Consider the following 25432-nt stretch of genomic DNA (forward strand, 5'->3'; position numbering starts at 1 on the left):
GGTATACTGATCTGATCGATAATTTTTGAAGCACTACGTACGGAGAACAATTATGAAACGTGCATTTATTATGGTGCTGGACTCATTCGGCATCGGTGCAACCGAAGATGCAGAACGTTTTGGTGACGTGGGTTCCGATACCATGGGCCACATCGCGGAAGCCTGTGCGAAAGGCGAAGCGGACAACGGTCGTAAAGGCCCTCTGACTCTACCTAACCTGACCCGCCTCGGTCTGGTGAAAGCGCATGAAGGTTCTACCGGTAAAATCGCAGCCGGTATGGACGGCAACGCGGAAGTCGTGGGCGCCTATGGCTGGGCTCACGAACTCTCCTCCGGTAAAGACACCCCGTCTGGCCACTGGGAAATTGCCGGTGTGCCGGTGCTGTTCGACTGGGGTTACTTCTCCGATCACGAGAACAGCTTCCCGCAGGAGCTGCTCGATAAGCTAGTGAAGCGCGCCAACCTGCCGGGCTACCTCGGTAACTGCCACTCTTCCGGTACCGTGATTCTGGATCAGCTCGGCGAAGAGCACATGAAAACCGGCAAGCCGATTTTCTACACCTCTGCTGACTCCGTGTTCCAGATTGCGTGCCACGAAGAGACCTACGGCCTGGATAAACTCTACGAGCTGTGCGAAATCGCCCGTGAAGAGCTGACCGAAGGCGGCTACAACATTGGCCGCGTGATCGCGCGTCCGTTTATCGGCGACAAAGCGGGTAACTTCCAGCGTACCGGTAACCGTCATGACCTGGCCGTTGAGCCACCGGCACCGACCGTACTGCAGAAGCTGGTTGAAGAGAAAGACGGCCACGTGGTTTCCGTGGGTAAAATCGCGGATATCTACGCCAACTGCGGCATCACCAAAAAAGTGAAAGCCACCGGTCTGGACGCGCTGTTCGATGCCACCATCAAAGAGATGAAAGAAGCGGGCGACAAGACCATCGTTTTCACCAACTTCGTGGACTTCGACTCCTCCTGGGGCCACCGTCGCGACGTCGCAGGCTATGCGGCCGGTCTTGAGCTGTTCGACCGTCGTCTGCCGGAGCTGATGGAGCTGGTGGGTGAAGATGACATTCTGATCCTGACCGCGGACCACGGCTGTGACCCAACCTGGACCGGTACCGACCACACCCGTGAGCACATTCCGGTGCTGGTATACGGCCCGAAAGTGAAGCCTGGCTCGCTCGGTCACCGTGAAACCTTTGCGGACATCGGCCAGACCCTGGCGAAATACTTTGGTACGTCTGACATGGAATATGGCAAGGCCATGTTCTGAATCATGTTGGGTGAGGTCTGATGCCCTCACCCCGGCCCTCTCCCACAGGGAGAGGGTGAAAAGAATAAACAATGTAAAAGGAACTGAAGATGGCAACTCCTCACATTAATGCAGAAATGGGTGATTTCGCTGACGTCGTATTGATGCCGGGCGACCCGCTGCGCGCGAAGCACATTGCAGAAACTTTCCTGGAAGACGTGCGTGAAGTGAACAACGTTCGCGGCATGCTGGGCTTCACCGGTACCTATAAAGGCCGCAAAATCTCCGTTATGGGCCACGGTATGGGTATCCCATCCTGCTCTATCTACACCAAAGAGCTGATCACCGACTTCGGCGTGAAGAAAATCATCCGCGTTGGCTCCTGCGGCGCGGTGCGCATGGACGTTAAGCTGCGCGACATCGTTATCGGTATGGGTGCCTGCACCGATTCCAAAGTTAACCGCATGCGTTTCAAAGACCATGACTTCGCGGCGATTGCTGACTTCGGCATGGTGCGTGACGCGGTTGACGCGGCAAAAGCGCTGGGCGTTGAAGCGCGCGTGGGTAACATCTTCTCTGCTGACCTGTTCTATGCCCCGGACGGCGGCGAGATGTTCGACGTGATGGAGAAATACGGCATTCTGGGCGTGGAAATGGAAGCGGCGGGTATTTACGGCGTCGCGGCTGAGTTTGGTGCGAAAGCGCTGACCATCTGCACCGTGTCTGACCACATCCGTACCCACGAGCAGACCACTGCTGCCGAGCGTCAGACTACCTTTAACGACATGATCAAAATCGCGCTGGAATCCGTTCTGCTGGGCGATAAAGAGTAATTCTGTCTCTTCCCTCCCTCTCCCTGTGGGAGAGGGCCGGGGTGAGGGCACCAGACCGCACCTAGCGCACGGCCTGTGCAATCCACGCCGACAGCTCCCGCAGCTCTTTTTCCTGCTCCGGGAAATCTCCGATCAACGCGTCGCATTCCTGCTGCAGCATATCTGCCCTGTACAAACAGCCCTGCAAACGTGCCGCCAGCGCCTCTAACGGTGCCGGGTTCAGGCTATCGGTAAACACCTGCGTGCGGGTGATATGGCCTTTCTCCACGTCAAAATGCAGCTCCACGCCGCCCCAGGTAAAACGCTCGTCCAGCAGATGGGAAAACGCAGGAGCCTGACCGAAGTTCCACTCCCAGCTGCTCTGGCGGGCGAAGGTTTTGGCGAAGTTGGGCAGGTCCGGGTTTTTTTCAGGGGAGATGACTTCTGCTTCAACGCGCTCGCCGTAATATTCAAAGAACGCGTCACCGATGGCATCGCAAATCTGCTCGTGCGTGATCCCCGGCAGCAGCTCCACCAGATTTGCCACGCGGCCGCGTACGGAGGTAATTCCTTTGGCCTGGAGCTTTTTCTTATCCGGATTCAGGTAGTTCGCCAGACGGCTCAGATCGGCGTTCAGCAACAGGGTGCCGTGGTGGAAGCCGCGATCCATCGTTTCACGGTAGGCGGAGCCGGAGACCTTCCGGTCGCCCTCGGGGGTTTTCACCACCAGATCGTTACGCCCGGAGGCTTCTGCCGTCACGCCGAGTGAATTGAGCGCGTTGAGGACGATGGACGTTGAGATGGTTTTATCGTATTCCGGTTTGCCCGCCATAAAGGTAAAGCAGGTATTGCCCAGATCGTGAAACACCGCGCCGCCGCCGCTGCTGCGGCGCGCGAGACGGACGTTGTCCTCTTCCATGCGCCGCGTATTGCACTCTTTCCACGGGTTTTGCGCGCGGCCGATGACCACCGTATCGGCGTTACGCCAGAGAAACAGTACGCGCTGGGTAGCGGGCATCTGGCGGAAGATGCACTCTTCTACGGCGAGATTAAACCAGGGATCGTAAGAGTCAGAGATAAGCAGGCGTAACGTCGTCATGGCAAAGTTCCTTTTCCGAATCGTTCGCCTACTTTATCACTAATCTTTCTTCTCGCTCTCTTCGTCTTCGGGGACGGATTTGCTGGCGGTCAGCAGGAACGGGGATTGCTGCCAGCGCGAGCGCTTGCCGCGAAGCAGGGTGCGCGCCAGCACAACGCCGATGGCGAGTGAAAGCAGCAGCATCAGGCGCAGAATATTGGTGGTATTATCGACCTGTTTGGCTTCAGTAGGCAGGGTGTGGGTATCGAGGGTCAGGCGCAGATAGCCCAGCGGGCCATTCTTCCCCTGAATAGGTTCGACAATCTGCTGGTTAAAGTAGCCCCCGGCTTTTTTCCCGTCCAGCGCCAGCCTGTCGCGCACGTCGACGTGCTCGCCCGCGCGGGCAATAAGGTTGCCTTGCTCATCATAGACGCCAGCATCAAGAATGCGGCTGTTCTCCGTGAGCAGGCGTAAAACCTGGCCTATCCGCTTATCGTCCGGCGTTTCGGTACGCATGGACGGTGCGACGTTGAGCGTCACCTGGCGCGCCAGCGTGCGGGCCAGCTCTTCAAACTGCGGGTTGCGTTGCCGTTGATGGTTCTGGCTAAACCACGATGCCCCTTGCATCAGCACCACTAGTAGTGCGAGACAGGAAAGGACAATCACGGCGCGATGAAGCCGGAATTTCAGTTTTGCGCGAGCCATATTCCACCTGCTGAAAATTTACGGCTTAATGTTGCCAGAAGTGATGGTTACAGGGTAGCCTCATGCGTTATTTTCCCTCTGCAACCTTCCGGCGCGAACGAAATTACAGGAGCTTTAATGCCGAACATTACCTGGTGTGACCTGCCAACGGATGTCTCTTTATGGCCAGGATTGCCGCTCTCTTTAAGTGGCGATGAGGTGATGCCTCTGGATTACCACGCCGGTCGTAGCGGCTGGCTCCTCTACGGACGCGGTCTGGATAAGCAACGCCTGACTCAGTATCAAAGCAAGCTCGGTGCGGCAATGGTCATCGTCGCCGCCTGGTGCGTGGAAGACTACCAGGTTATTCGCCTGGCGGGTTCCCTGACGCAGCGCGCAACGCGTCTGGCGCATGACGCGGGGCTGGACGTCGCGCCGCTGGGCAAAATTCCGCATCTGAAAACCCCGGGCCTGCTGGTGATGGACATGGACTCAACCGCCATTCAGATCGAGTGTATTGACGAGATTGCGAAGCTGGCGGGCAGCGGCGAGCTGGTGGCGGAAGTCACCGAACGTGCGATGCGCGGCGAGCTGGACTTCACCGCCAGCCTGCGCCAGCGCGTGGCGACCCTGAAAGGGGCCGATGCCAACATTCTGCGTCAGGTGCGCGACGTGCTGCCGCTGATGCCTGGGCTGACGCAGCTGGTGCTGAAGCTGCAGTCCCTCGGCTGGAAAGTGGCGATCGCCTCCGGTGGCTTCACCTTCTTCGCGGATTACCTGCGGGAAAAACTGCATCTGACCACCGTGGTGGCCAACGAGCTGGAGATCATGGACGGCAAGCTGACCGGCCAGGTGATCGGCGATATCGTAGATGCCCAGTACAAAGCCAATACGCTGACGCGTCTGGCGGAAAAATATGAAATTCCGGTCGTCCAGACCGTCGCCATCGGCGATGGCGCGAACGACCTGCCGATGATCAAAGCCGCCGGGCTGGGCATTGCCTACCATGCCAAGCCAAAAGTGAATGAAAAGACGGAAGTCACTATCCGTCACGCTGACCTGATGGGGGTGTTCTGCATTCTCTCCGGCAGCATTAATCAGAAATAACGGTCTGCTTTGTAGGCCGGGTAAGCGTAAGCGCCGCCCGGCACGCAGGCCGCACAGAAATAACGAGGTAAACCGTGGCGAAAGCTCCAAAACGCGCATTTGTTTGTAATGAATGTGGTGCGGATTATCCGCGCTGGCAGGGGCAATGCAGCGCCTGTCATGCCTGGAACACCATCACCGAAGTGCGTGGTGTGGCGGCTTCGCCGAGCGTGGCGCGTAATGAGCGCCTGAGCGGCTATGCCGGTAACGCGGGCGTGGCGAAGGTGCAAAAACTTTCGGACATCAGCCTCGAAGAGCTGCCGCGCTTCTCCACCGGGTTCAAAGAGTTTGACCGCGTGCTCGGCGGCGGCGTGGTGCCGGGCAGCGCGATCCTGATCGGCGGTAACCCGGGCGCGGGTAAATCGACCCTGCTGCTGCAAACGCTCTGCAAGCTCGCCGAACAGATGAAAACCCTGTACGTCACGGGCGAAGAGTCACTGCAGCAGGTGGCGATGCGCGCGCACCGTCTGGGCCTGCCGACCGGCAACCTGAACATGCTCTCCGAAACCAGCATCGAGCAGATCTGCATGATCGCTGAAGAAGAGCAGCCGAAGCTGATGGTGATCGACTCCATCCAGGTGATGCACATGGCGGACATTCAGTCTTCGCCGGGCAGCGTCGCGCAGGTGCGTGAAACCGCGGCTTACCTGACGCGCTTTGCCAAAACGCGCGGCGTGGCGATTGTGATGGTCGGCCACGTGACCAAAGACGGCTCGCTGGCCGGGCCGAAGGTGCTTGAACACTGTATCGACTGCTCCGTAATGCTCGATGGCGACGCGGATTCTCGCTTCCGTACCCTGCGCAGCCACAAGAACCGCTTTGGGGCGGTGAATGAGCTAGGCGTATTTGCCATGACCGAACAGGGGCTGCGCGAAGTCAGCAACCCGTCGGCCATCTTCCTGAGCCGCGGCGATGAGATCACCTCCGGCAGTTCGGTGATGGTGCTGTGGGAGGGGACGCGCCCGCTGCTCGTCGAAATTCAGGCGCTGGTGGATCACTCGATGATGGGCAACCCGCGGCGCGTGGCGGTCGGTCTGGAACAGAACCGTCTGGCGATCCTGCTGGCGGTGCTGCACCGTCACGGCGGGCTGCAGATGGCGGATCAGGACGTCTTCGTTAACGTGGTCGGCGGCGTCAAAGTCACGGAGACCAGCGCAGACCTGGCGCTGCTGCTGGCGATGGTCTCCAGCCTGCGAGACAGACCGCTGCCGCAGGATCTGGTGGTATTCGGCGAAGTGGGCCTCGCCGGGGAAATCCGTCCGGTACCCAGCGGCCAGGAGCGTATCTCCGAGGCGGCAAAACACGGTTTCCGCCGGGCGATCGTTCCCGCCGCCAACGTGCCGAAAAAGATCCCGGAAGGGATGCAGGTATTTGGCGTGAAAAAACTCGCAGATGCGTTAAATGTCTTTGACGACTTATAATTACGTAAATTTGATTTTGCAGGAGGCACCGTAATTTATGTCATCATTTGACTACATCAAGACCGCAATCCGCCAGAAGGGCTGCACGCTGCAGCAGGTGGCGGATGCCAGCGGCATGACCAAAGGCTACCTGAGCCAGCTGCTGAACGCCAAAATCAAAAGCCCCAGCGCGCAGAAGCTGGAAGCGCTGCACCGCTTTCTGGGGCTGGAATTCCCGCGTATGCAAAAGAACATCGGCGTGGTGTTCGGCAAGTTTTACCCCCTGCATACCGGACATATCTATCTGATCCAGCGCGCCTGTAGCCAGGTTGACGAGCTGCATATCATCATGGGATACGACGAAACCCGTGACCGTCAGCTGTTTGAAGACAGCGCCATGTCGCAGCAGCCGACCGTGCCGGACCGCCTGCGCTGGCTGCTCCAGACCTTTAAGTATCAGAAAAATATTCGTATTCATGCCTTTAACGAAGAGGGCATGGAGCCGTATCCGCACGGCTGGGACGTGTGGAGCAATGGCATCAAAGCGTTTATGGAAGAGAAGGGCATTGCGCCTAACTGGATCTACACCTCTGAAGAGTCCGACGCGCCGCAGTTCCGCGAGCATCTGGGTATCGAGACGGTGCTGATCGACCCGAAACGTACCTTTATGAACATCAGCGGGGCGCAGATCCGCGAGAACCCGTTCCGCTACTGGGATTACATCCCGACTGAGGTGAAGCCGTTCTTCGTGCGTACCGTCGCGATCCTGGGCGGCGAGTCGAGCGGGAAATCAACGCTGGTCAACAAGCTGGCGAACATCTTCAACACCACCAGCGCGTGGGAGTACGGCCGCGATTACGTCTTCTCGCACCTTGGCGGCGACGAGATGGCGCTGCAGTATTCCGACTACGACAAAATCGCGCTCGGTCATGCCCAGTACATTGATTTTGCGGTCAAATACGCCAACAAGGTGGCATTTATCGATACCGATTTTGTCACCACCCAGGCGTTCTGTAAAAAATACGAAGGTCGCGAGCACCCGTTCGTGCAGGCGCTGATTGACGAATACCGCTTTGACCTGGTGATCCTGCTGGAAAACAACACCCCATGGGTGGCCGACGGCATGCGCAGCCTCGGAAGCTCCGTGGACAGGCGTGAGTTCCAGTCCATGCTGGTGGAGATGCTCAACGAAAACAACGTTGAGTTTGTCCATGTGGAGGAGTCGGACTACGACTCCCGTTTCCTGCGCTGCGTCGAGCTGGTGAAGGAGATGATGGGGGAGCAGGGGTAAAAACTTACCCCTCACCCTAACCCTCTCCCACAGGGAGAGTGGACGTTAACCTCCCTCTCCCTGTGGGAGAGGGCCGGGGTGAGGGCATCAAGCCACTCAGAACTCAACCACCACTTTACCCCGCATATGTCCCTCCAGCACTTTACGGTGCGCCTCGGTAATGCTCTCCACGCTCAGCCCGTGCAGCGTTTCACTCAGTGAGCTTTCCACCACGCCGTTATCCACCAGCTTTGCCACCTCATTGAGGATCTCACCCTGACGCGCCATATCCGCGGTCTGATACATGCTGCGGGTGTACATAAATTCCCAGTGCAGGGCGGCGGATTTGGACTTCAGCTTGTCCTGGTTCAGCGGACGTTCATTCTCAACGATGGAACAGATATGCCCCTGAGGCGCAATCAGGTCGCTGACCGCATCCCAGTGCCCGTCGGTGTCGTTGAGGATGAAGATGTAATCCACAAAGGTGAGCCCGTGTTTCGCCAGCTCGCCTTTCAGGTCGCGGTAGTTGACGACAACGTCAGCCCCGCGATCGCGACACCACCGGGCGGAATCTTCTCGTGAAGCGGTTGCGACGATCTTCACCTTGCTGTTGTGCTTCGCAAAGGGGATCGCCAGCGATCCCACTCCGCCCGCGCCGCCAATGATCAGCAGCGTTTTATCCGCCCCGGCATCCTGAATGTTCAGCCGCTCGAATAATCCTTCCCAGGCTGTAAGGGCGGTCAGTGGCAACGCGGCAGCCGCGGCCCAGCCGAGGCTGGCAGGCTTGTGCCCGACAATGCGCGCGTCGATCAGCTGGTGCGTGGTGTTGCTGCCCGGGCGGGTGATGTCGCCCGCGTACCACACTTCATCCCCCGGTTTGAATCCGGTGACGCCACCCCCAACGGCTTTGACGATCCCGCTGGCATCCCACCCGAGGATGCGCGGCTCATTCAGCCCGTTTTTGGCAATACCCGCATGGACTTTGGTATCGACCGGGTTAACGGAGACGGCCTTCACCTCCACCAGCAGATCGTGCTCGCCGGGCTGCGGCATCGGCGGGGTGATTTCAATGAAGGTGGACGGATTTTCTGGGTTAACGGCAATGGCTTTAACAGACATGGTGTGCTCCTCAATGGAATGCGTTTTGTTGAGGCTAGTCTATAAAGTGGCCAGCTGCGTGATAAGATGGACAATCAAGAACTCAGCGTTCGTACAGAGTGAACAATCATGTTTAAACAGCTGCAGGATATGGCGCTGTTCGCGCTGGTGGCGGAGATGGGCAGCTTTACCGCTGCCGCGCAGAAAGCCGAACTGCCGAAATCCAGCGTTAGTCAGCGAATTAGCCAGCTGGAGCAGCAGGTGGGTATCCGCCTGCTGAACCGCACCACGCGCAGGATTAGCCTCACGTTTGCGGGCGAGCACTATCTGGTGCACTGTCGTGAGATGCTGGCGGCCAGCGAGCGGGCAGAGTACGCCATTCAGCGCCTGCGCGAAAACCCCAGCGGGCGGCTGCGGATCACCTGTCCGGCGGGGATAGGGGCGACGCTGCTGGCGCACATGAATGCCGAGTTCCAGCTTCGCTATCCTGACGTTTCGCTGGATGTGTCAATTTCTGATGACGTGGTGGATCTGGTCGAGGCCGGTTTTGACGTAGCGCTGCGCACCGGTAAGCCGCAGGACTCCTCCCTGATTGGCCGGATGATCGGGCACTGCCCGCGTTATATGCTGGCTTCGCCGGACTATCTGGCGCGTCGGGAGTCGCTGACGCATCCCCGCCAGCTGGTGGAGCACCGCTGCATTACGCACAGGGCGTGGTCGGAGTGGCTTCTGCGAAGCGAGAGCGAGGATTACCGCTACCTGCCGGATAACGCGCACATGACCGATAATCTGGTATACGCCCGCGAGTGTGCGATTGCCGGTGCGGGGATCACGCTCTTACCCGCATTTCTGCTGGAAGATAAAATTGAAAAAGGTGCGCTGGTTCAGGTGCTGCCGGAGTGGAATGTTGAAGGTAACGATCTGTGGCTGGCGTATCCAAGCCGCAAGCTGAACTCGCCCGCGCTGATGAGCTATATCGACTTTGCGATGCAGTTTGACGAGGTGAAGCGGTATTACGTGGGTGGCTGAATTTGTGCGGCCTGATGCCCTCACCCTGACCCTCTCCCACGGGGAGAGGGTACAAACATAAAAAACGGCAACCGAGGTTGCCGTTTTGCTTTTATTTCGCGATACGCTTGTACTTAATACGCTTCGGCTCCAGCGCGTCGGCGCCCAGCGTGCGTTTCTTGTACTCTTCGTATTCGGTGAAGTTACCTTCGAAGAACTCCACTTTACCTTCGTCCTGGTAGTCCAGGATGTGGGTCGCGATACGGTCCAGGAACCAGCGGTCGTGCGAGATAACCATCGCGCAGCCCGGGAACTCCAGCAGGGCGTTTTCCAGCGCGCGCAGGGTTTCGATATCCAGGTCGTTGGTTGGTTCATCGAGCAGCAGGACGTTACCGCCCACCTGCAGCAGCTTCGCCAGGTGCAGACGACCGCGCTCACCGCCGGACAGCTCGCCCACGCGTTTGCCCTGGTCGGTGCCTTTAAAGTTAAAGCGGCCAACGTAGGCGCGGCTTGGCATCTCGGTGTTGCCGATACGCATGATATCCAGACCGCCGGAGACTTCTTCCCACACGGTTTTGCTGTTGTCCATCGCGTCACGGAACTGGTCAACGGAGGCCAGCTTCACGGTCTCACCCAGGGTGATAGAGCCGCTGTCAGGCTGTTCCTGACCGGACATCATGCGGAACAGGGTAGATTTACCCGCGCCGTTCGGACCGATGATGCCAACGATAGCGCCTTTTGGTACGGAGAAGGTCAGGTCGTCGATCAGCACACGGTCGCCGTAGGACTTACGCAGGTTGGTCACTTCAACCACTTTATCCCCCAGACGTGCTCCAGGTGGAATAAACAGTTCGTTGGTTTCGTTACGTTTCTGGTATTCGGTGTTGTTCAGCTCTTCGAAGCGTGCCAGACGGGCTTTGCCCTTAGACTGGCGGCCTTTCGCGCCCTGACGAACCCACTCCAGCTCTTTCTCGATAGACTTACGACGCGCCGCTTCCTGTGAAGCTTCCTGCGCCAGACGCTGATCTTTCTGCTCCAGCCAGGAAGAGTAGTTGCCTTCCCACGGAATACCTTCACCGCGGTCCAGCTCCAGGATCCAGCCAGCGACATTGTCGAGGAAGTAACGGTCGTGGGTAATCGCCACAACTGTACCTTCGAAGTCGTGCAGGAAGCGCTCCAGCCACGCCACGGATTCTGCATCCAGGTGGTTAGTCGGTTCGTCAAGCAGCAGCATGTCTGGTTTTTCCAGCAGCAGGCGGCACAGCGCCACGCGGCGGCGTTCACCACCGGAGAGGTTAGCGATTTTCGCATCCCAATCCGGCAGACGCAGGGCATCAGCCGCGCGCTCCAGCTGCACGTTCAGATTGTGACCGTCGTGCGCCTGGATGATCTCTTCATACTTGCCCTGCTGTGCGGCCAGCTTGTCGAAGTCCGCATCCGGCTCGGCGTATTTGGCATACACTTCGTCCAGACCTTTCAGCGCGTTAACCACTTCGGATACCGCTTCTTCAACGGATTCGCGAACGGTGTGTTCCGGGTTCAGCTGAGGTTCCTGCGGCAGGTAACCAATCTTGATGCCAGGCTGCGGACGGGCTTCACCTTCGATGTCTGTATCAATGCCGGCCATGATGCGCAGCAGGGTGGACTTACCGGCACCGTTGAGACCCAGAACACCGATTTTTGCGCCCGGGAAGAAGCTCAGCGAGATATTTTTAAGAATATGACGTTTCGGCGGGACAACTTTGCCGACACGATGCATGGTATAAACGAATTGAGCCACGTTGGACTTCGCCTCTTTTATCGTAATGAGAAGGAATTTCAGCCTCGAAGTGTAGCCTTTTTCACGTCCTAATCCCAGCCAGGAACGTCGGGAGTGTTAAAACGCGCAAGAAAGGTAAAAAAGTGTCCATGACGTGGCGCGTTGAAGGATGCCTGGTTAGCATAAGTTAATTAGACTTTGACGTAGCAAGACGCTGCAATTGACGAAAAAACAATGAGGAAGAGCTTGTGGAAAAAGCCAAACGGGTGGTCTGGCGTCTGCTGGCTGCCAGCGTATGCGTAATGGCGGTAAGCCAGGCGGTGCATGCCGATTCACTGGATGAACAACGTAACCGCTACGCCCAGATTAAACAGGCGTGGGACAACAAGCAGATGGATACCGTGCAGGCACTGATGCCGACGCTAAAGGATTATCCGCTGTATCCGTATCTGGAGTATCGCCAGATTACGGACGACCTGATGAACCAGCCTACCGTCACCGTGAATAACTTCATTCAGGCGAACCCGACCCTGCCGCCTGCCCGAAATCTCCAGTCTCGCTTTGTGAATGAGCTGGCGCGTCGCGAAGACTGGCGCGGCCTGCTGGCGTTTAGCCCTGAGAAGCCGAATGCCACCGAAGCCCAGTGTAACTATTACTACGCAAAATGGGCGACCGGCCAGCAGGAAGAGGCCTGGGCCGGGGCGAAAGAGCTCTGGCTGACCGGAAAAAACCAGCCGAACGCCTGTGATTCCCTGTTTAGCGCGTGGCGTGCTTCCGGCAAGCAGGATCCGCTCTCCTACCTTGAGCGCATCCGTCTGGCGATGAAAGCCGGTAACACGCGTCTGGTGACCACGCTGGCGGGGCAGATGCCGTCCGATTACCAGACGATCTCTACCGCGGTTATCGGGCTTGCAAACGATCCCAACAGCGTGCTGACCTTTGCCCGCAGTACGGGCGCGACCGATTTTACCCGCCAGATGGCGGCGGTGGCCTTTGCCAGCGTGGCGCGTGACGATGTGGAAAACGCGCGGCTGATGATCCCGCAGCTGGTGCAGGCGCAGCAGCTCAATGAGGAGCAAACCCAGGAGCTGCGCGACATTGTGGCGTGGCGACTGATGGGCACCGATGTGACCGATGAACAGGCGCGCTGGCGTGACGATGCGATTATGCGTTCGAACTCCACCTCGCTGGTGGAACGCCGCGTGCGCATGGCGCTGGGCACGGGCGATCGTCGCGGGCTCAATACCTGGCTCGCGCGTTTGCCAATGGAGGCCAAAGAGAAAGACGAATGGCGCTACTGGCAGGCCGATCTGCTGATGGAGCGCGGCCGTGATGATGAAGCCAAAGATATCCTCCATACGCTGATGCAGCAGCGCGGGTTTTACCCAATGGCTGCCGCGCAGCGTCTGGGCGAGGAATACACCTTCCGTATAGATAAAGCGCCTGCCAACGCGAACCCGTCGCTGACGCAGGGGCCAGAAATGGCGCGCGTTCGCGAGCTGATGTACTGGAATATGGATAACACCGCGCGCAGCGAGTGGGCGAATCTGGTGACCAGCCGCACCACCGATGAGAAAGCCCAGCTTGCCCGCTATGCGTTTGATAATCACTGGTGGGATCTCAGCGTGCAGGCGACGATCGCCGGCAAGCTCTGGGATCATCTGGAAGAGCGTTTCCCGCTGGCTTACAAAGACCTGTTCGATCGCTACACCAGCGGCAAAGATATCCCGCAAAGCTACGCGATGGCGATTGCCCGTCAGGAGAGCGCGTGGAACCCGAAAGTCCGTTCCCCGGTGGGTGCCAGCGGCCTGATGCAGATTATGCCAGGCACGGCGACGCACACGGTGAAGATGTTTAATATTCCGGGGTACAGCAGTCCGTCGCAGCTTCTGGATCCGGATACCAACATCAATATCGGTACCAGCTATCTCCAGTACGTGTATCAGCAGTTCGGCAATAACCGCATCTTCTCTTCGGCGGCGTATAACGCGGGGCCAGGACGCGTGCGCACCTGGCTCGGCAACAGCGCCGGACGCATCGACGCGGTAGCGTTTGTGGAGAGCATCCCGTTCTCGGAAACGCGCGGCTACGTGAAGAACGTGCTGGCCTATGACGCTTACTATCGCTACTTCATGGGGCAGAAAGATACCCTGATGAGCGATGCCGAGTGGCAGAGGCGTTACTGATCGGCGTGGGTTGTGTTATGCTGTACTCGCTAAAGAGTACAAGAGGCAGCATAACATGACCCAGCATTCCCCGTATTCCTCGGCAATGGCCGAACAACGTCATCTGGAGTGGCTTCGTTTTGTGGAGCTGCTGCGTCAGTCTTACGAACAGGATCTGCATTTACCCCTGATGCAGCTGATGCTCACGCCGGACGAGCGTGAGGCGCTTGGCACGCGCGTGCGCATCATTGAAGAGCTGCTGCGCGGAGAAATGAGCCAGCGCGAGCTGAAAAATGAGCTCGGCGCGGGCATTGCAACGATCACCCGCGGCTCGAACAGCCTGAAGTCGGCGCCGGTTGAGCTGCGCCAGTGGCTGGAAGCGGTATTGCTGAAAAATGCCGGATGACGGCTTTTCTTTATCCGGCCAACAAACTTACCGATAAATCGCGTTATGGAACGGGCTTAACGCCAGAATCACGGCCTGGTGGTAAACGCCTGAACGCGTCAGCTTGCCAGCGGTAAAGACGCCAATAGCCCCTTCTTTACGGCCAATCTCATCGATGCCGGTGTACTGCGACATCACTGGCCCGAGCGCTTCACCCGCACGGACTTTTTCCAGAATGATTTCCGGCAGCGGCAGGGTGGCCGAACGCGCTTCACCGCGCTGCTCGCGGCTTTCGATGACAACCCAGCTAAAGGTTGCGCCTTCGTCGATACCTGCTTCAATCGCTACCCAAAAGTCAGCATCTGGTGCGGCAGCCTTAGCGTTTGCCACGCGATTTCGTGCGCCAGCGCGCGTTTCCTCGCTGCCAAACGGCTGTTCAGGAACGCCACTCTCGACGCCGATGGCCTCAATATGGCAGGATCCTGCGCCGAAGATCTCGTCAAATGCCCTTAGAATTGCCTGAATTTTGGCAGGATTAGTGGTAGCAGAGACAACATGGTGCATAATTAAGCTCGATTCAAAAAAAACTCATCGCAGTATAACGGAAAAAAAGCATGTTACAGGTATACCTTGTTCGCCACGGTGAAACGCAGTGGAACGCCGAGCGACGTATTCAAGGCCAGTCAGACAGTCCTCTCACCGAGAAGGGGGTGCAGCAAGCGTGGCAGGTGGCGGAACGCGCCAGAACGCTGGGCATTACCCACGTGATTACCAGCGATTTAGGTCGCACACAGCAGACGGCGCGCATCATCGCAGATGCCTGCGGCTGCGACGTCATGCTGGAGCCGCGCCTGCGCGAGCTGGATATGGGCGTGCTGGAGAAACGCCATATCGATACGCTGACGGAAGCGGAGGAGGGCTGGCGCCGCACCCTGGTGAACGGTACCGAAGATGGTCGAATTCCTGAAGGCGAATCCATGCAGGAGCTTAGCGTACGCATGCATGCCGCCCTGGCGGAATGCCTGAAGTTGCCGGCGGGAAGCCGTCCGCTGCTGGTGAGTCACGGGATTGCGTTGGGTTGCCTGGTGAGCACGATTCTGGGGTTACCGGCTTACGCTGAGCGCCGTTTGCGTCTGCGCAACTGCTCCATTTCCCGGATTGATTATCAGGAAAGCGCGTGGCTGGCGTCGGGCTGGGTAGTGGAGATGGCAGGGGACATTTCGCATCTTGATGCCCCTGCGCTTGACGAACTGCAGCGTTAACGACGTATCGGAATCAAGAATTCCATACGCAGATTGATTGGGCCTTCTTCCGGTTTGGCATCCTGCGCCGGGTAGTAGCGCTCAATGTCCTGACCTTTACGGCGATTCAGATTCAGCATCGGCATGCAGGTTCCGTAAACGGTCAGGATAAACTCCTGAACCCCCGTTCCCAGCCCTTCATAGGTGAACATCACGTATTCGCCGCCTTCCAGCACGACAGGCTTCGAACCCTGAATATACCCATTCGCCATCTCTGGCGTCAGCGCGGTGGTGTAGAACACCTCCTGCTCGTCGTCTTTTTCCTGGCTTGGGTGCGTTTCGTTGAGGCCATAAAGGATTGGCGGGATCGTCGGTGCGTGGCTCAGGAAGTCGCGCCAGAACTGGACGCGCATCTGATGACGGAACTCAGAAATCTGCTCCAGTGAACAGGAGTAGCTCTGCGTCGTGCCGATCAGATGGGTTTCCGGCAGCGCGACAATTTCATATTTCGGCATCGCGAACTCGCCCAGACGCAGCGGCGGACGCATGCCAAACGAGCTCCAGTCAGGCGAGCGACGATACAGCGCTGGCGTCAACGAAAACTGTTTTTTAAAGGCGCGGGTGAAGGTCTGCTGCGAATCGAAACGATATTGCAGGGCAATATCCAGAATCGGCCGCGCGGTCAGGCGCAAAGCCACCGCAGATTTTGATAAACGACGTGCGCGAATATAGGCCCCGATAGCATGACCGGTGACATCCTTGAACATCCTTTGCAGATGCCACTTGGAATAGCCTGCTTTAGCCGCCACATTATCCAGTGACAAAGGCTGGTCGAGATGACCTTCCAGCCAGGTGAGCAGGTCGCGAATAATTCCAGCCTGATCCATATACTATCCTCATCCTTAAAACAGCAGGTGCCTGATAACAGGTTATCGGATAATAGCATTTTTTGATGTTTTAGCATTCAGTGTTTTTTTTGCGCATTCATGCTTTTTAGAGCACATTACAGGCAGATATATTCTAATCCTGTGATCTTGCTACATTTTTGTCTAAAGTGTTGAATAATCGCTCAGTGTAATTTTAAAGAATGGTAACAATATGAAATACAAGACTTTGATCTTCACCGCGTTGATGCTGATGGTCGGGCGCGTGGCGCAGGCAGAACAGATTGGCTCCGTCGATACCGTGTTCAAAATGTTCGGCCCGGACCACAAAATCGTGGTGGAGGCGTTTGACGATCCGGACGTGAAAAACGTCACCTGCTACGTCAGCCGCGCGAAAACGGGCGGTATCAAAGGCGGGCTGGGACTGGCGGAAGATACTTCCGATGCGGCGATTTCTTGTCAGCAGGTGGGGCCGGTTGAGTTGAGCGATAAAATTAAAAACGGCAAAGCGCAGGGCGACGTTGTATTCCAGAAACGGACTTCGCTGGTATTCAAAAAACTGCAGGTGGTGCGTTTCTATGATGCCAAACGCAACACCCTGGCGTACCTTGCCTACTCTGACAAAGTGGTGGAAGGCTCGCCGAAAAACGCAATCAGCGCGGTGCCGATTATGCCGTGGCGGGAATAAAAAAAACGGCGCAAAGGCGCCGTTTTTTAATGCGTTAACTGCGGGATTACTCCTGCAGATCGCCGCAGAAACGATACCCTTCGCCGTGGATCGTGGCGATGATTTCCGGCGTATCTGGCGTAGATTCGAAATGCTTACGAATACGACGAATGGTCACGTCTACGGTACGGTCGTGCGGTTTCAGCTCACGGCCGGTCATTTTCTTCAGCAACTCTGCACGGGACTGAATTTTGCCCGGGTTTTCGCAGAAGTGCAGCATCGCGCGGAATTCACTGCGCGGCAGTTTATACTGCTCACCGTTCGGGCTAATCAGCGAACGGCTATTGATATCAAGTTCCCAGCCGTTGAATTTGTAGCTGTCTACGCTACGACGCTCTTCGCTGACCGTACCCAGGTTCATGGTGCGGGACAGCAGGTTGCGTGCACGAATGGTTAACTCGCGAGGATTGAACGGCTTGGTGATGTAGTCATCCGCACCGATTTCCAGGCCAAGAATTTTATCAACTTCGTTATCACGGCCCGTCAGGAACATTAACGCGACGTTCGCCTGCTCGCGCAGTTCGCGCGCCAGAAGAAGACCGTTTTTGCCCGGCAGGTTAATATCCATGATCACCAGGTTGATATCATTTTCAGAAAGGATCTGATGCATCTCTGCGCCATCGGTCGCTTCAAAGACATCGTAGCCTTCTGCTTCGAAAATGCTCTTTAACGTGTTGCGTGTTACCAACTCGTCTTCAACGATAAGAATGTGCGGGGTCTGCATGTTTGCTACCTAAATTGCCAACTAAATCGAAACAGGAAGTACAAAAGTCCCTGACCTGCCTGATGCATGTCGCAAATTAACATGATCGGCTTAACGTGACTAAAGTACGTAATTGCGTTCTTGATGCACTTTCCATCAACGTCAACAACATCATTAGCTTGGTCTTGGGTACTTTCCCTTTGGACCCGACAGTGTCAAAAACGGCTGTCATCCTAACCATTTTAACAGCAACATAACAGGCTAAGTGACACCAGACACCCAATAAAACTACGCTTCGTTGACATATATCAAGTTCAATTCTAGCACGTTAACAGTTTGATGAAATCATCGTAGCGGAATGCTAGCCTTTGTCACAATTTTTCAATAAACCAACTAGTTGCGGACATTGATTTATAAACGAAGCGAATCCAATCAGAATAGGGTATTCATGTTGCTATTATCATTATAAAACATAGGGATAATAGTGTTCTGTTAACATTCTAACTGATTGTTCAGACAAGGAATAGTTTAGCGTTTTTAATTTGTTATGAAACGCTATTTCGGTGATTTGTGTTGCAATTTTGTAAATTCGCGCTGCGTAATATGTTGAAGTGCATCACATTTTTACCCGCTAACTGATTAAAAAGAGAGCATAAATGCATCTGTCGATTGTACTGGTTGCCCCAGCCAGAGCCGAAAATATAGGCGCTGCCGCGCGTGCCATGAAAACCATGGGGTTCACAGATTTACGTATCGTGGACAGCACTGCCCACCTGGAGCCTGCGGCTCGTTGGGTAGCGCACGGATCGGGCGATATCCTCGATAATATAACCACTTACGCTACGCTTGCTGATGCGCTGCACGACATTTCGTTTACCGTTGCGACCACCGCGCGCAGCCGTGCGAAGTTCCATTACTATGCCACGCCAGCGGAGCTGGTGCCGATGCTGAGCGAGAAAAGCCAGTGGCTGGAGAAGGCCGCTCTGGTGTTTGGTCGCGAAGATTCCGGATTAACCAACGAAGAGCTGGAGCTGGCGGACGTTCTTACCGGTGCGCCGATGGTCGCCGATTATCCCTCCCTGAATTTAGGCCAGGCGGTCATGGTTTACTGCTATCAATTAGCCTCCCTAATACAAATCCCCCAACCTCCGGCAGAAGGGGCAAATGAAAATCAGCTGGCTGCGCTGCGCGCTCGCGTTGAGCAACTGTTGTCTCAGCTGGGGGTAGCGGACGATCAGAAAATGGCTGACTGGCTGCAGCAGCGTTTGGGCCGTCTTGAGCAGCGGGACACCGCAATGCTGCACCGTTTGCTGCACGATATTGAAAAAAAATTAGCGGAGTAAAATCCTGTCATAAGTTTTTACTATGGAGAATAAGTCTGTCCTGATGGGTTGCATCTGGGTGAATCGGATGAAAATAAATCTGCAAACAGCGGGAGGTGAGAGTCTCCCGAATTGTGATCAAATTAAAAATTCGTTGACTTAAGGTGCCCGATCCTTTAACCCTAAAAGAATACAGGACAGACAGATAATAATGACAGAGTACACAACATCCATGAAACGCATCAGCATCACCACCATTACTACAACCATCATCATTACCACAGGTAACGATGCGGGCTGACGCGTACAGGAAAAACAAAAAAAAGCCCGCACCTGAACAGTGCGGGCTTTTTTTTCGGCTAAAGGAAACGAGGTAGAACCATGCGAGTGTTGAAGTTCGGCGGTACATCAGTGGCAAATGCAGAACGTTTTCTGCGTGTTGCCGATATCCTGGAAAGCAACGCCAGGCAGGGGCAGGTTGCTACCGTGCTCTCTGCCCCGGCAAAAATCACGAACCATCTGGTGGCGATGATTGAAAAAACCATCGGTGGCCAGGATGCACTCCCGAACATCAGCGACGCAGAGCGTATCTTCGCTGACTTACTGCAAGGGCTGGCAGAGGCGCTGCCTGGCTTCCCGCACGCTCAGCTGAAGTCCTTCGTTGAGCAGGAGTTCGCGCAAATCAAACACGTCCTGCACGGCATCAGCCTTCTCGGCCAGTGCCCGGACAGCGTCAACGCGGCGCTGATCTGCCGGGGCGAAAAACTTTCTATCGCCATCATGGCCGGCGTGCTGGAAGCGCGCGGCCATAGCGTGACCGTAATCGATCCGGTTGAAAAACTGCTGGCGGTGGGCCACTACCTCGAATCCACCGTTGATATTGCCGAATCAACCCGCCGTATCGCCGCTAGCAAAATTCCGTCTGACCACATGATCCTGATGGCAGGCTTCACCGCCGGTAACGAGAAGGGCGAGCTGGTGGTGCTGGGCCGTAACGGCTCCGACTACTCCGCCGCCGTGCTGGCCGCCTGTTTACGTGCGGACTGTTGTGAAATCTGGACTGACGTCGACGGCGTTTATACCTGCGACCCACGCCAGGTACCCGATGCCAGACTGCTGAAGTCGATGTCGTACCAGGAAGCGATGGAGCTTTCCTACTTCGGCGCCAAAGTGCTTCACCCGCGTACCATCTCCCCGATTGCCCAGTTCCAGATCCCTTGCCTGATTAAAAACACCGGTAATCCGCAGGCGCCGGGTACGCTGATTGGCGCGAGTACCGATGAAGACGGTTTGCCGGTCAAAGGCATCTCCAACCTCAACAACATGGCGATGTTCAGCGTCTCCGGTCCGGGGATGAAGGGGATGGTTGGCATGGCGGCGCGCGTCTTTGCTGCTATGTCCCGCAACGGTATCTCGGTGGTGCTGATTACCCAGTCTTCTTCCGAATACAGCATCAGCTTCTGCGTGCCGCAGGCCGACTGCCTGCGCGCCCGCCGCGCGCTGGAGGACGAGTTCTACCTGGAGCTGAAAGAAGAGCTGCTGGAGCCGCTCGCCATTCAGGAGCGTCTGGCGATTATCTCCGTGGTCGGCGACGGCATGCGCACGCTGCGCGGTATCTCCGCCAAGTTCTTTGCCGCGCTGGCGCGCGCCAATATCAATATCGTGGCGATTGCCCAGGGCTCGTCAGAGCGTTCAATTTCCGTTGTTGTGGACAACGATGACGCCACCACCGGCGTACGCGTGGTTCACCAGATGCTGTTCAACACCGACCAGGTTATCGAACTGTTCCTGATTGGCGTCGGCGGGGTGGGCGGCGCGCTGCTGGAGCAGGTGAAGCGTCAGCAGGAGTGGCTGAAGAAGAAACATATCGATCTGCGCGTCTGTGGGATTGCCAACTCCAGAGCGTTGCTGACCAATGTGCATGGCCTTAACCTGGAAAACTGGCAGGCCGAGATGAACGAGGCGAAAGAGCCGTTCAACCTGGGGCGCCTGATCCGCCTGGTGAAAGAGTATCATCTGCTTAACCCGGTGATCGTCGACTGTACCTCGAACCAGGCGGTGGCCGATCAGTACGCCGACTTCCTGCGCGAGGGGTTCCACGTGGTGACGCCGAACAAAAAGGCCAACACCTCGTCGATGGATTACTATCACCAGCTGCGTCTGGCGGCGAGCAAGTCGCGCCGCAAGTTCCTGTACGACACCAACGTGGGCGCGGGCCTGCCGGTTATCGAGAACCTGCAGAACCTGCTGAACGCCGGCGACGAACTGCAGCGTTTCTCCGGCATTCTCTCCGGCTCGCTGTCGTTTATCTTCGGCAAGCTGGATGAGGGGATGAGCCTGTCGGAAGCCACCCGCGCCGCGCGCGAGCTGGGCTATACCGAGCCGGATCCGCGTGACGATCTCTCCGGTATGGACGTGGCGCGCAAGCTGCTGATCCTCGCCCGTGAAACGGGCCGTGAGCTTGAGCTTTCCGATATCGTGATTGAACCCGTGCTGCCAGCAGAATTTGACAGCAGCGGTGATGTCGCTGCATTCATGGCAAATTTGCCGCAGCTTGACGACGCTTTTGCCGCTCGCGTTGCGAAAGCCCGTGATGAAGGTAAGGTATTGCGCTATGTTGGCAACATTGAAGAAGATGGCGTGTGCCGGGTGAAGATTGCCGAAGTGGATGGCAACGACCCGCTGTACAAAGTCAAAAACGGCGAAAACGCCCTCGCGTTTTACAGCCACTATTATCAGCCACTGCCGCTGGTGCTTCGCGGCTATGGCGCAGGGAACGATGTTACGGCGGCGGGTGTGTTTGCCGATCTGCTGCGTACCCTGTCATGGAAGTTAGGAGTTTAACATGGTCAAAGTTTATGCCCCGGCTTCCAGCGCGAATATGAGCGTCGGATTTGACGTGCTGGGCGCGGCGGTGACGCCGGTGGATGGTTCACTGCTGGGCGATACGGTCACGGTGGAAGCGGCAGACAGCTTCAGCCTGAACAACGTGGGCCGCTTCGCCAGCAAACTGCCGTCAGACCCGCGCGAGAATATCGTCTATCAGTGCTGGGAACGCTTCTGTCAGGAGATCGGTAAAAACGTGCCGGTTGCCATGACGCTGGAAAAAAGTATGCCGATTGGCTCGGGTCTGGGTTCCAGCGCCTGCTCGGTGGTCGCCGCGCTGGTGGCGATGAACGAGCACTGCGGCAAGCCGCTAAACAACAACCGCCTGCTGGGGTTGATGGGCGAGCTGGAAGGGCGCATCTCCGGCAGCATTCACTATGACAACGTGGCGCCGTGCTTCCTCGGCGGCATGCAGCTGATGATCGAAGAAAATGGCATCATCAGCCAGCAGGTGCCAGGGTTTGATGAGTGGCTGTGGGTGCTGGCCTATCCGGGCATTAAGGTCTCTACCGCGGAAGCGCGTGCGATCCTGCCCGCGCAGTATCGTCGTCAGGACTGTATCGCCCACGGGCGTCATCTGGCGGGCTTTATCCACGCCTGCTACACCCGTCAGCCGCAGCTGGCGGCGAAGCTGATGAAGGACGTCATTGCCGAGCCGTACCGCACGAAGCTGCTGCCGGGCTTTAACGAGGCGCGACAGGCATCCATGAATATCGGCGCGCAGGCGTGCGGCATCTCCGGCTCCGGCCCGACGCTGTTCGCCCTGTGCGACAAGCCTGACACCGCGCAGCGCGTGGCGGACTGGCTCTCTAAACACTACCTGCAAAATCAGGAAGGCTTTGTTCATATTTGCCGTCTGGACACGGCTGGCGCACGAGTACTGGGATAATTAATGAAACTCTACAATCTTAAAGATCATAACGAGCAGGTCAGCTTCGCGCAGGCGGTGACTCAGGGACTGGGCAAAAATCAGGGGCTGTTCTTCCCGCATGACCTGCCGGAATTCCAGCTGACCGACATCGACGAGCTGCTGAAACAGGACTTCGTCACCCGCAGCACCACAATTCTGTCTGCGTTTATCGGCGACGAAATTCCGCAGGAGCTGCTGGAAGAGCGCGTGCGTGCGGCGTTCGCTTTCCCGGCGCCGGTTAAGCAGGTTGAGCCTGACGTTGGCTGCCTGGAGCTGTTCCACGGCCCGACGCTGGCGTTTAAAGACTTCGGCGGCCGCTTTATGGCGCAGATGCTGACCCACATCAGCGGCGACAAACCGGTGACCATCCTGACCGCGACCTCCGGCGATACCGGTGCGGCGGTGGCGCATGCCTTCTACGGCCTGAAAAACGTCCGCGTGGTGATCCTCTATCCGAAAGGCAAAATCAGCCCGCTGCAGGAAAAACTGTTCTGTACGCTCGGCGGCAACATTGAAACCGTGGCAATTGACGGCGATTTCGATGCCTGCCAGGCGCTGGTCAAGAAGGCTTTCGACGACGAAGAGCTGAAGGTGGCTCTGGGTCTGAACTCTGCTAACTCCATCAACATCAGCCGTCTGCTGGCGCAGATTTGCTACTACTTCGAAGCGGTGGCGCAGCTGCCGCAGGAAGCGCGCAACCAGCTGGTGATCTCCGTGCCGAGCGGTAACTTCGGTGACCTGACGGCAGGTCTGCTGGCGAAATCCCTGGGTCTGCCGGTGAAACGCTTTATCGCCGCGACCAACGCCAACGACACCGTGCCGCGCTTCCTGAAAGACGGGAAGTGGGCGCCGAACGCTACGCAGGCGACGCTCTCCAACGCGATGGATGTGTCACAGCCGAACAACTGGCCGCGCGTGGAAGAGCTGTTCCGCCGTAAGATCTGGCGTTTGGGTGACCTGGGTTACGCCGCGGTGACGGATGAAACCACCAAAGAGACCATGCGCGAGCTGAAGGCGGTGGGGTATACCTCTGAACCGCACGCGGCGATTGCCTACCGCGCGCTGCGCGACCAGCTTAACCCGGGTGAATATGGCCTTTTCCTGGGCACCGCGCATCCGGCGAAGTTCAAAGAGAGCGTAGAAGCGATCCTGGGCGAAACGCTGCCGCTGCCGAAAGAGCTGGCCGAGCGCGCCGACCTGCCTCTGCTGTCACATGAGCTGCCGGCAGATTTTGCCGCGCTGCGTAAGCTGATGATGACTCGCGCGTGATTGTGTTGCCCGGTGGCGGCTACGCCTTACCGGGCCTACAACGACCACGACGACCTAATCGTAGGCCGGGTAAGCGCAGCGCCACCCGGCAATCGCAACACCGATCTCTATGCCGGGTAAGGCGAAGCCGCCACCCGGCTTTTTTATGGAGAAATTAAGGAGAGAAAAAGCAGGAAAAAAGCAGAAATTCCCAATAAATGCGGTCACTTAGCCTTTAGGATTGCAGAGAATAACATCCCCCGCTCCCCTCGCGTAATCTCCTTACATCGGCCCACGTTGGGCAAGAAGAATAAGGAGTCACCTGTGTCTACACTGAAACCTGCACTCATCGCGCTTTCACTGGTGCTGGCCGCCCCCATGGCGGTTCAGGCATCAGAAATTACCCTCGTACCGGCGGTTAAACTGCAGATTGGCGACCAGGATAACAACGGTCATTACTGGGACGGCGGCCGCTGGCGCGACCACGACTGGTGGAAGGCGCATTATGACTGGCGTGATAACCACTGGCGTCCACATGATGAGCATCGTAAACACGACGATCGTCACGATGACCATCACCACGATGACCACCGCAACGATCGCGGCCCGGACTGGAAACACCATTAATGCAAAACCCCGCCAGCTGGCGGGGTTTGTTTTACTGATCGTGGCGCTTAAACACCAGCTCGCCTTTCCCTGACGCTTCTTCGTCAAAGAAATAGCCTTCGTTGTTGAAGGCGGTCAGCTGCTCCGGCTTCGTCAGGCGGTTCTGGATGATGTAGCGGCTCATCAGGCCGCGCGCTTTCTTGGCGTAGAAGCTGATCACCTTGAACTTACCGTTCTTCTCGTCGAGGAATACCGGTTTGATAATCTCCGCATCCAGCTTTTTCGGCTTCACCGACTTGTAGTATTCATCGGATGCCAGGTTTATCACCACGTTGTCGCCCTGGGCGTGCAGCGCCGCATTAAGCTTGTCGGTAATGATATCGCCCCAGAAATGGTACAGATCTTTGCCTTTGGCATTTTCCAGGCGAATCCCCATCTCCAGACGATACGGCTGCATCAGATCCAGCGGGCGCAGTACGCCGTACAGACCCGACAGCATGCGCAGATGCTGCTGGGCAAAATCGAAATCGGCTTCGCTAAAATCTTCCGCCTGCAGGCCGGTGTAGACATCACCTTTAAACGCCAGAATCGCCTGGCGAGCGTTTGCCGGGGTGAAATCCGGGTGCCACTCGTGAAAGCGGGTCGCGTTAAGATCGGCCAGCTTGTCGCTGATGCTCATCAGCGAGGCGATTTGCGGCGCAGAGAGCTTACGCGCTTCGCGGATCAGCTGTTGCGAGTAGTCCAGCAGTTCAGGCTGGGTATAGCGCTCGGTGGCGAGCGGGCTCTGGTAGTCGAGCGTTTTTGCAGGTGAAATTAGAATCAGCATATCCAGTCCTTGCAGGAAA

25 protein-coding genes and 1 other annotated feature are annotated in these 25432 nt (G+C 57.0%); of the genes, 17 read left to right on the forward strand and 8 right to left on the reverse strand.

Translation table 11 applies throughout. The features are described from left to right. The first annotated feature begins 52 nt into the window (after positions 1 to 52). The gene (gene deoB / locus ACOTZC_RS07740; RefSeq protein WP_045355085.1) at positions 53 to 1276 is read left to right on the forward strand and encodes a phosphopentomutase; all 1224 of its coding nucleotides are present in this window, start codon (positions 53 to 55) and stop codon (positions 1274 to 1276) included. A gap of 89 nt (positions 1277 to 1365) precedes the next feature. After that, the gene (gene deoD / locus ACOTZC_RS07745) at positions 1366 to 2088 is read left to right on the forward strand and encodes a purine-nucleoside phosphorylase (RefSeq protein ID WP_010427122.1); all 723 of its coding nucleotides are present in this window, start codon (positions 1366 to 1368) and stop codon (positions 2086 to 2088) included. A 61-nt stretch (positions 2089 to 2149) separates the two neighbouring features. Here deoD and lplA read toward each other — a convergent pair whose 3' ends face one another. Beyond that, entirely contained in the window at positions 2150 to 3166 is a 1017-nt protein-coding gene (gene lplA / locus ACOTZC_RS07750) for a lipoate--protein ligase LplA (RefSeq protein WP_047173719.1), read from the reverse strand. Between the two features lie 39 nt (positions 3167 to 3205). After that, positions 3206 to 3850 (reverse strand): YtjB family periplasmic protein, encoded by a 645-nt coding sequence (locus ACOTZC_RS07755; protein WP_023310324.1) that lies wholly within the window; start codon positions 3848 to 3850, stop codon positions 3206 to 3208. Positions 3851 to 3967: 117 nt separating this feature from the next. On the opposite strand from ACOTZC_RS07755, the gene serB reads away from it, so the two are divergent. From serB to nadR, 3 genes are all read left to right on the forward strand, one after another. Then, the gene (serB, locus tag ACOTZC_RS07760; RefSeq protein WP_023310325.1) at positions 3968 to 4936 is read left to right on the forward strand and encodes a phosphoserine phosphatase; all 969 of its coding nucleotides are present in this window, start codon (positions 3968 to 3970) and stop codon (positions 4934 to 4936) included. A 74-nt stretch (positions 4937 to 5010) separates the two neighbouring features. Next, positions 5011 to 6396: a DNA repair protein RadA gene (gene radA / locus ACOTZC_RS07765; RefSeq protein ID WP_023293325.1), complete on the forward strand. Its 1386-nt coding sequence runs from the start codon at positions 5011 to 5013 to the stop codon at positions 6394 to 6396. A 37-nt stretch (positions 6397 to 6433) separates the two neighbouring features. Further along, entirely contained in the window at positions 6434 to 7666 is a 1233-nt protein-coding gene (gene nadR, locus ACOTZC_RS07770; protein WP_006810194.1) for a multifunctional transcriptional regulator/nicotinamide-nucleotide adenylyltransferase/ribosylnicotinamide kinase NadR, read from the forward strand. A 96-nt stretch (positions 7667 to 7762) separates the two neighbouring features. On the opposite strand, the gene ACOTZC_RS07775 is transcribed toward nadR, so the two are convergent. Further along, a complete protein-coding gene (locus ACOTZC_RS07775; protein WP_047173718.1) occupies positions 7763 to 8764 on the reverse strand; it encodes a zinc-binding alcohol dehydrogenase family protein in 1002 nt (333 codons plus the stop codon). Between the two features lie 108 nt (positions 8765 to 8872). Here ACOTZC_RS07775 and ACOTZC_RS07780 point away from each other — a divergent pair, with 108 nt between their 5' ends. Next, positions 8873 to 9772 (forward strand): LysR family transcriptional regulator, encoded by a 900-nt coding sequence (locus ACOTZC_RS07780; protein ID WP_045400935.1) that lies wholly within the window; start codon positions 8873 to 8875, stop codon positions 9770 to 9772. A gap of 91 nt (positions 9773 to 9863) precedes the next feature. Here ACOTZC_RS07780 and ettA read toward each other — a convergent pair whose 3' ends face one another. Continuing rightward, positions 9864 to 11531, reverse strand: a complete 1668-nt coding sequence (ettA, locus tag ACOTZC_RS07785; protein WP_003856515.1) for an energy-dependent translational throttle protein EttA — start codon at positions 11529 to 11531, stop codon at positions 9864 to 9866. A 227-nt stretch (positions 11532 to 11758) separates the two neighbouring features. Between ettA and sltY the strand changes: the two genes are divergently transcribed. Both sltY and trpR read left to right on the forward strand, forming a co-directional pair. After that, entirely contained in the window at positions 11759 to 13696 is a 1938-nt protein-coding gene (gene sltY, locus ACOTZC_RS07790; RefSeq protein ID WP_047173717.1) for a murein transglycosylase, read from the forward strand. A gap of 55 nt (positions 13697 to 13751) precedes the next feature. Further along, a complete protein-coding gene (gene trpR, locus ACOTZC_RS07795) occupies positions 13752 to 14081 on the forward strand; it encodes a trp operon repressor (protein ID WP_023310330.1) in 330 nt (109 codons plus the stop codon). A gap of 27 nt (positions 14082 to 14108) precedes the next feature. Here trpR and yjjX read toward each other — a convergent pair whose 3' ends face one another. Further along, a complete protein-coding gene (gene yjjX / locus ACOTZC_RS07800; RefSeq protein ID WP_023310331.1) occupies positions 14109 to 14624 on the reverse strand; it encodes an inosine/xanthosine triphosphatase in 516 nt (171 codons plus the stop codon). Between the two features lie 50 nt (positions 14625 to 14674). On the opposite strand from yjjX, the gene gpmB reads away from it, so the two are divergent. Next, positions 14675 to 15322, forward strand: a complete 648-nt coding sequence (gene gpmB, locus ACOTZC_RS07805; protein ID WP_023310332.1) for a 2,3-diphosphoglycerate-dependent phosphoglycerate mutase GpmB — start codon at positions 14675 to 14677, stop codon at positions 15320 to 15322. On the opposite strand, the gene robA is transcribed toward gpmB, so the two are convergent. Further along, positions 15319 to 16188, reverse strand: a complete 870-nt coding sequence (gene robA / locus ACOTZC_RS07810) for an MDR efflux pump AcrAB transcriptional activator RobA (RefSeq protein WP_258756899.1) — start codon at positions 16186 to 16188, stop codon at positions 15319 to 15321. The two genes, gpmB and robA, sit on opposite strands and share 4 nt — an antisense overlap. 211 nt (positions 16189 to 16399) lie before the next feature. On the opposite strand from robA, the gene creA reads away from it, so the two are divergent. Beyond that, complete coding sequence (creA, locus tag ACOTZC_RS07815) at positions 16400 to 16873, forward strand: protein CreA (RefSeq protein WP_032660778.1); 474 nt, start codon at positions 16400 to 16402, stop codon at positions 16871 to 16873. A gap of 46 nt (positions 16874 to 16919) precedes the next feature. Here the strand turns inward: creA and arcA are convergent, their stop codons facing one another. Next, a complete protein-coding gene (gene arcA, locus ACOTZC_RS07820) occupies positions 16920 to 17636 on the reverse strand; it encodes a two-component system response regulator ArcA (RefSeq protein ID WP_003856501.1) in 717 nt (238 codons plus the stop codon). A 95-nt stretch (positions 17637 to 17731) separates the two neighbouring features. On the opposite strand from arcA, the gene yjjY reads away from it, so the two are divergent. The 7 genes from yjjY to ACOTZC_RS07855 all read left to right on the forward strand — a co-directional run bounded on the left by yjjY (position 17732) and on the right by ACOTZC_RS07855 (position 24608). Next, entirely contained in the window at positions 17732 to 17872 is a 141-nt protein-coding gene (gene yjjY, locus ACOTZC_RS07825) for a protein YjjY (protein WP_085928893.1), read from the forward strand. 399 nt (positions 17873 to 18271) lie between these two features. Next, positions 18272 to 18958, forward strand: coding sequence for a tRNA/rRNA methyltransferase (locus ACOTZC_RS07830; protein WP_032660775.1), 687 nt, complete (start codon positions 18272 to 18274; stop codon positions 18956 to 18958). A 211-nt stretch (positions 18959 to 19169) separates the two neighbouring features. Further along, a complete protein-coding gene (gene thrL / locus ACOTZC_RS07835) occupies positions 19170 to 19238 on the forward strand; it encodes a thr operon leader peptide (protein WP_015572623.1) in 69 nt (22 codons plus the stop codon). After that, positions 19177 to 19294 (forward strand) — a sequence feature (Thr leader region). (Overlaps the previous gene by 62 nt.) A gap of 24 nt (positions 19295 to 19318) precedes the next feature. Next, positions 19319 to 21781, forward strand: coding sequence for a bifunctional aspartate kinase/homoserine dehydrogenase I (gene thrA / locus ACOTZC_RS07840; RefSeq protein ID WP_045355097.1), 2463 nt, complete (start codon positions 19319 to 19321; stop codon positions 21779 to 21781). Position 21782: 1 nt separating this feature from the next. After that, positions 21783 to 22712 carry a homoserine kinase gene (thrB, locus tag ACOTZC_RS07845; RefSeq protein ID WP_421635703.1) on the forward strand — a complete coding sequence of 310 codons (930 nt, stop codon included), beginning with the start codon at positions 21783 to 21785 and terminating at the stop codon, positions 22710 to 22712. A gap of 3 nt (positions 22713 to 22715) precedes the next feature. Beyond that, the gene (gene thrC, locus ACOTZC_RS07850; protein ID WP_045400946.1) at positions 22716 to 24002 is read left to right on the forward strand and encodes a threonine synthase; all 1287 of its coding nucleotides are present in this window, start codon (positions 22716 to 22718) and stop codon (positions 24000 to 24002) included. Positions 24003 to 24305: 303 nt separating this feature from the next. After that, positions 24306 to 24608, forward strand: a complete 303-nt coding sequence (locus ACOTZC_RS07855; RefSeq protein ID WP_045400948.1) for a DUF2502 domain-containing protein — start codon at positions 24306 to 24308, stop codon at positions 24606 to 24608. Positions 24609 to 24639: 31 nt separating this feature from the next. Here the strand turns inward: ACOTZC_RS07855 and yaaA are convergent, their stop codons facing one another. After that, positions 24640 to 25413 carry a peroxide stress protein YaaA gene (gene yaaA / locus ACOTZC_RS07860; protein ID WP_045400951.1) on the reverse strand — a complete coding sequence of 258 codons (774 nt, stop codon included), beginning with the start codon at positions 25411 to 25413 and terminating at the stop codon, positions 24640 to 24642. Positions 25414 to 25432: the final 19 nt, after the last annotated feature.

The organism is Enterobacter cloacae complex sp. SHL009, assembly GCF_049237205.1.
Taxonomy (GTDB): Bacteria; Pseudomonadota; Gammaproteobacteria; order Enterobacterales; family Enterobacteriaceae; genus Enterobacter; species Enterobacter cloacae_M.

Excerpts from the sequence above, each read along its gene's own strand:
- ACOTZC_RS07780 (WP_045400935.1), top strand. The coding sequence starts at position 8,873 with ATGTTTAAACAGCTGCAGGATATGGCGCTGTTCGCGCTGGTGGCGGAG.
- thrC (WP_045400946.1), top strand. The coding sequence starts at position 22,716 with ATGAAACTCTACAATCTTAAAGATCATAACGAGCAGGTCAGCTTCGCG.
- gpmB (WP_023310332.1), top strand. The coding sequence starts at position 14,675 with ATGTTACAGGTATACCTTGTTCGCCACGGTGAAACGCAGTGGAACGCC.
- thrB (WP_421635703.1), top strand. The coding sequence starts at position 21,783 with ATGGTCAAAGTTTATGCCCCGGCTTCCAGCGCGAATATGAGCGTCGGA.
- robA (WP_258756899.1), bottom strand. The coding sequence starts at position 16,188 with ATGGATCAGGCTGGAATTATTCGCGACCTGCTCACCTGGCTGGAAGGT.
- ACOTZC_RS07775 (WP_047173718.1), bottom strand. The coding sequence starts at position 8,764 with ATGTCTGTTAAAGCCATTGCCGTTAACCCAGAAAATCCGTCCACCTTC.
- trpR (WP_023310330.1), top strand. The coding sequence starts at position 13,752 with ATGACCCAGCATTCCCCGTATTCCTCGGCAATGGCCGAACAACGTCAT.
- arcA (WP_003856501.1), bottom strand. The coding sequence starts at position 17,636 with ATGCAGACCCCGCACATTCTTATCGTTGAAGACGAGTTGGTAACACGC.
- deoB (WP_045355085.1), top strand. The coding sequence starts at position 53 with ATGAAACGTGCATTTATTATGGTGCTGGACTCATTCGGCATCGGTGCA.
- nadR (WP_006810194.1), top strand. The coding sequence starts at position 6,434 with ATGTCATCATTTGACTACATCAAGACCGCAATCCGCCAGAAGGGCTGC.
- creA (WP_032660778.1), top strand. The coding sequence starts at position 16,400 with ATGAAATACAAGACTTTGATCTTCACCGCGTTGATGCTGATGGTCGGG.
- lplA (WP_047173719.1), bottom strand. The coding sequence starts at position 3,166 with ATGACGACGTTACGCCTGCTTATCTCTGACTCTTACGATCCCTGGTTT.
- yjjX (WP_023310331.1), bottom strand. The coding sequence starts at position 14,624 with ATGCACCATGTTGTCTCTGCTACCACTAATCCTGCCAAAATTCAGGCA.
- thrA (WP_045355097.1), top strand. The coding sequence starts at position 19,319 with ATGCGAGTGTTGAAGTTCGGCGGTACATCAGTGGCAAATGCAGAACGT.
- deoD (WP_010427122.1), top strand. The coding sequence starts at position 1,366 with ATGGCAACTCCTCACATTAATGCAGAAATGGGTGATTTCGCTGACGTC.
- serB (WP_023310325.1), top strand. The coding sequence starts at position 3,968 with ATGCCGAACATTACCTGGTGTGACCTGCCAACGGATGTCTCTTTATGG.
- ACOTZC_RS07830 (WP_032660775.1), top strand. The coding sequence starts at position 18,272 with ATGCATCTGTCGATTGTACTGGTTGCCCCAGCCAGAGCCGAAAATATA.
- ACOTZC_RS07755 (WP_023310324.1), bottom strand. The coding sequence starts at position 3,850 with ATGGCTCGCGCAAAACTGAAATTCCGGCTTCATCGCGCCGTGATTGTC.
- yaaA (WP_045400951.1), bottom strand. The coding sequence starts at position 25,413 with ATGCTGATTCTAATTTCACCTGCAAAAACGCTCGACTACCAGAGCCCG.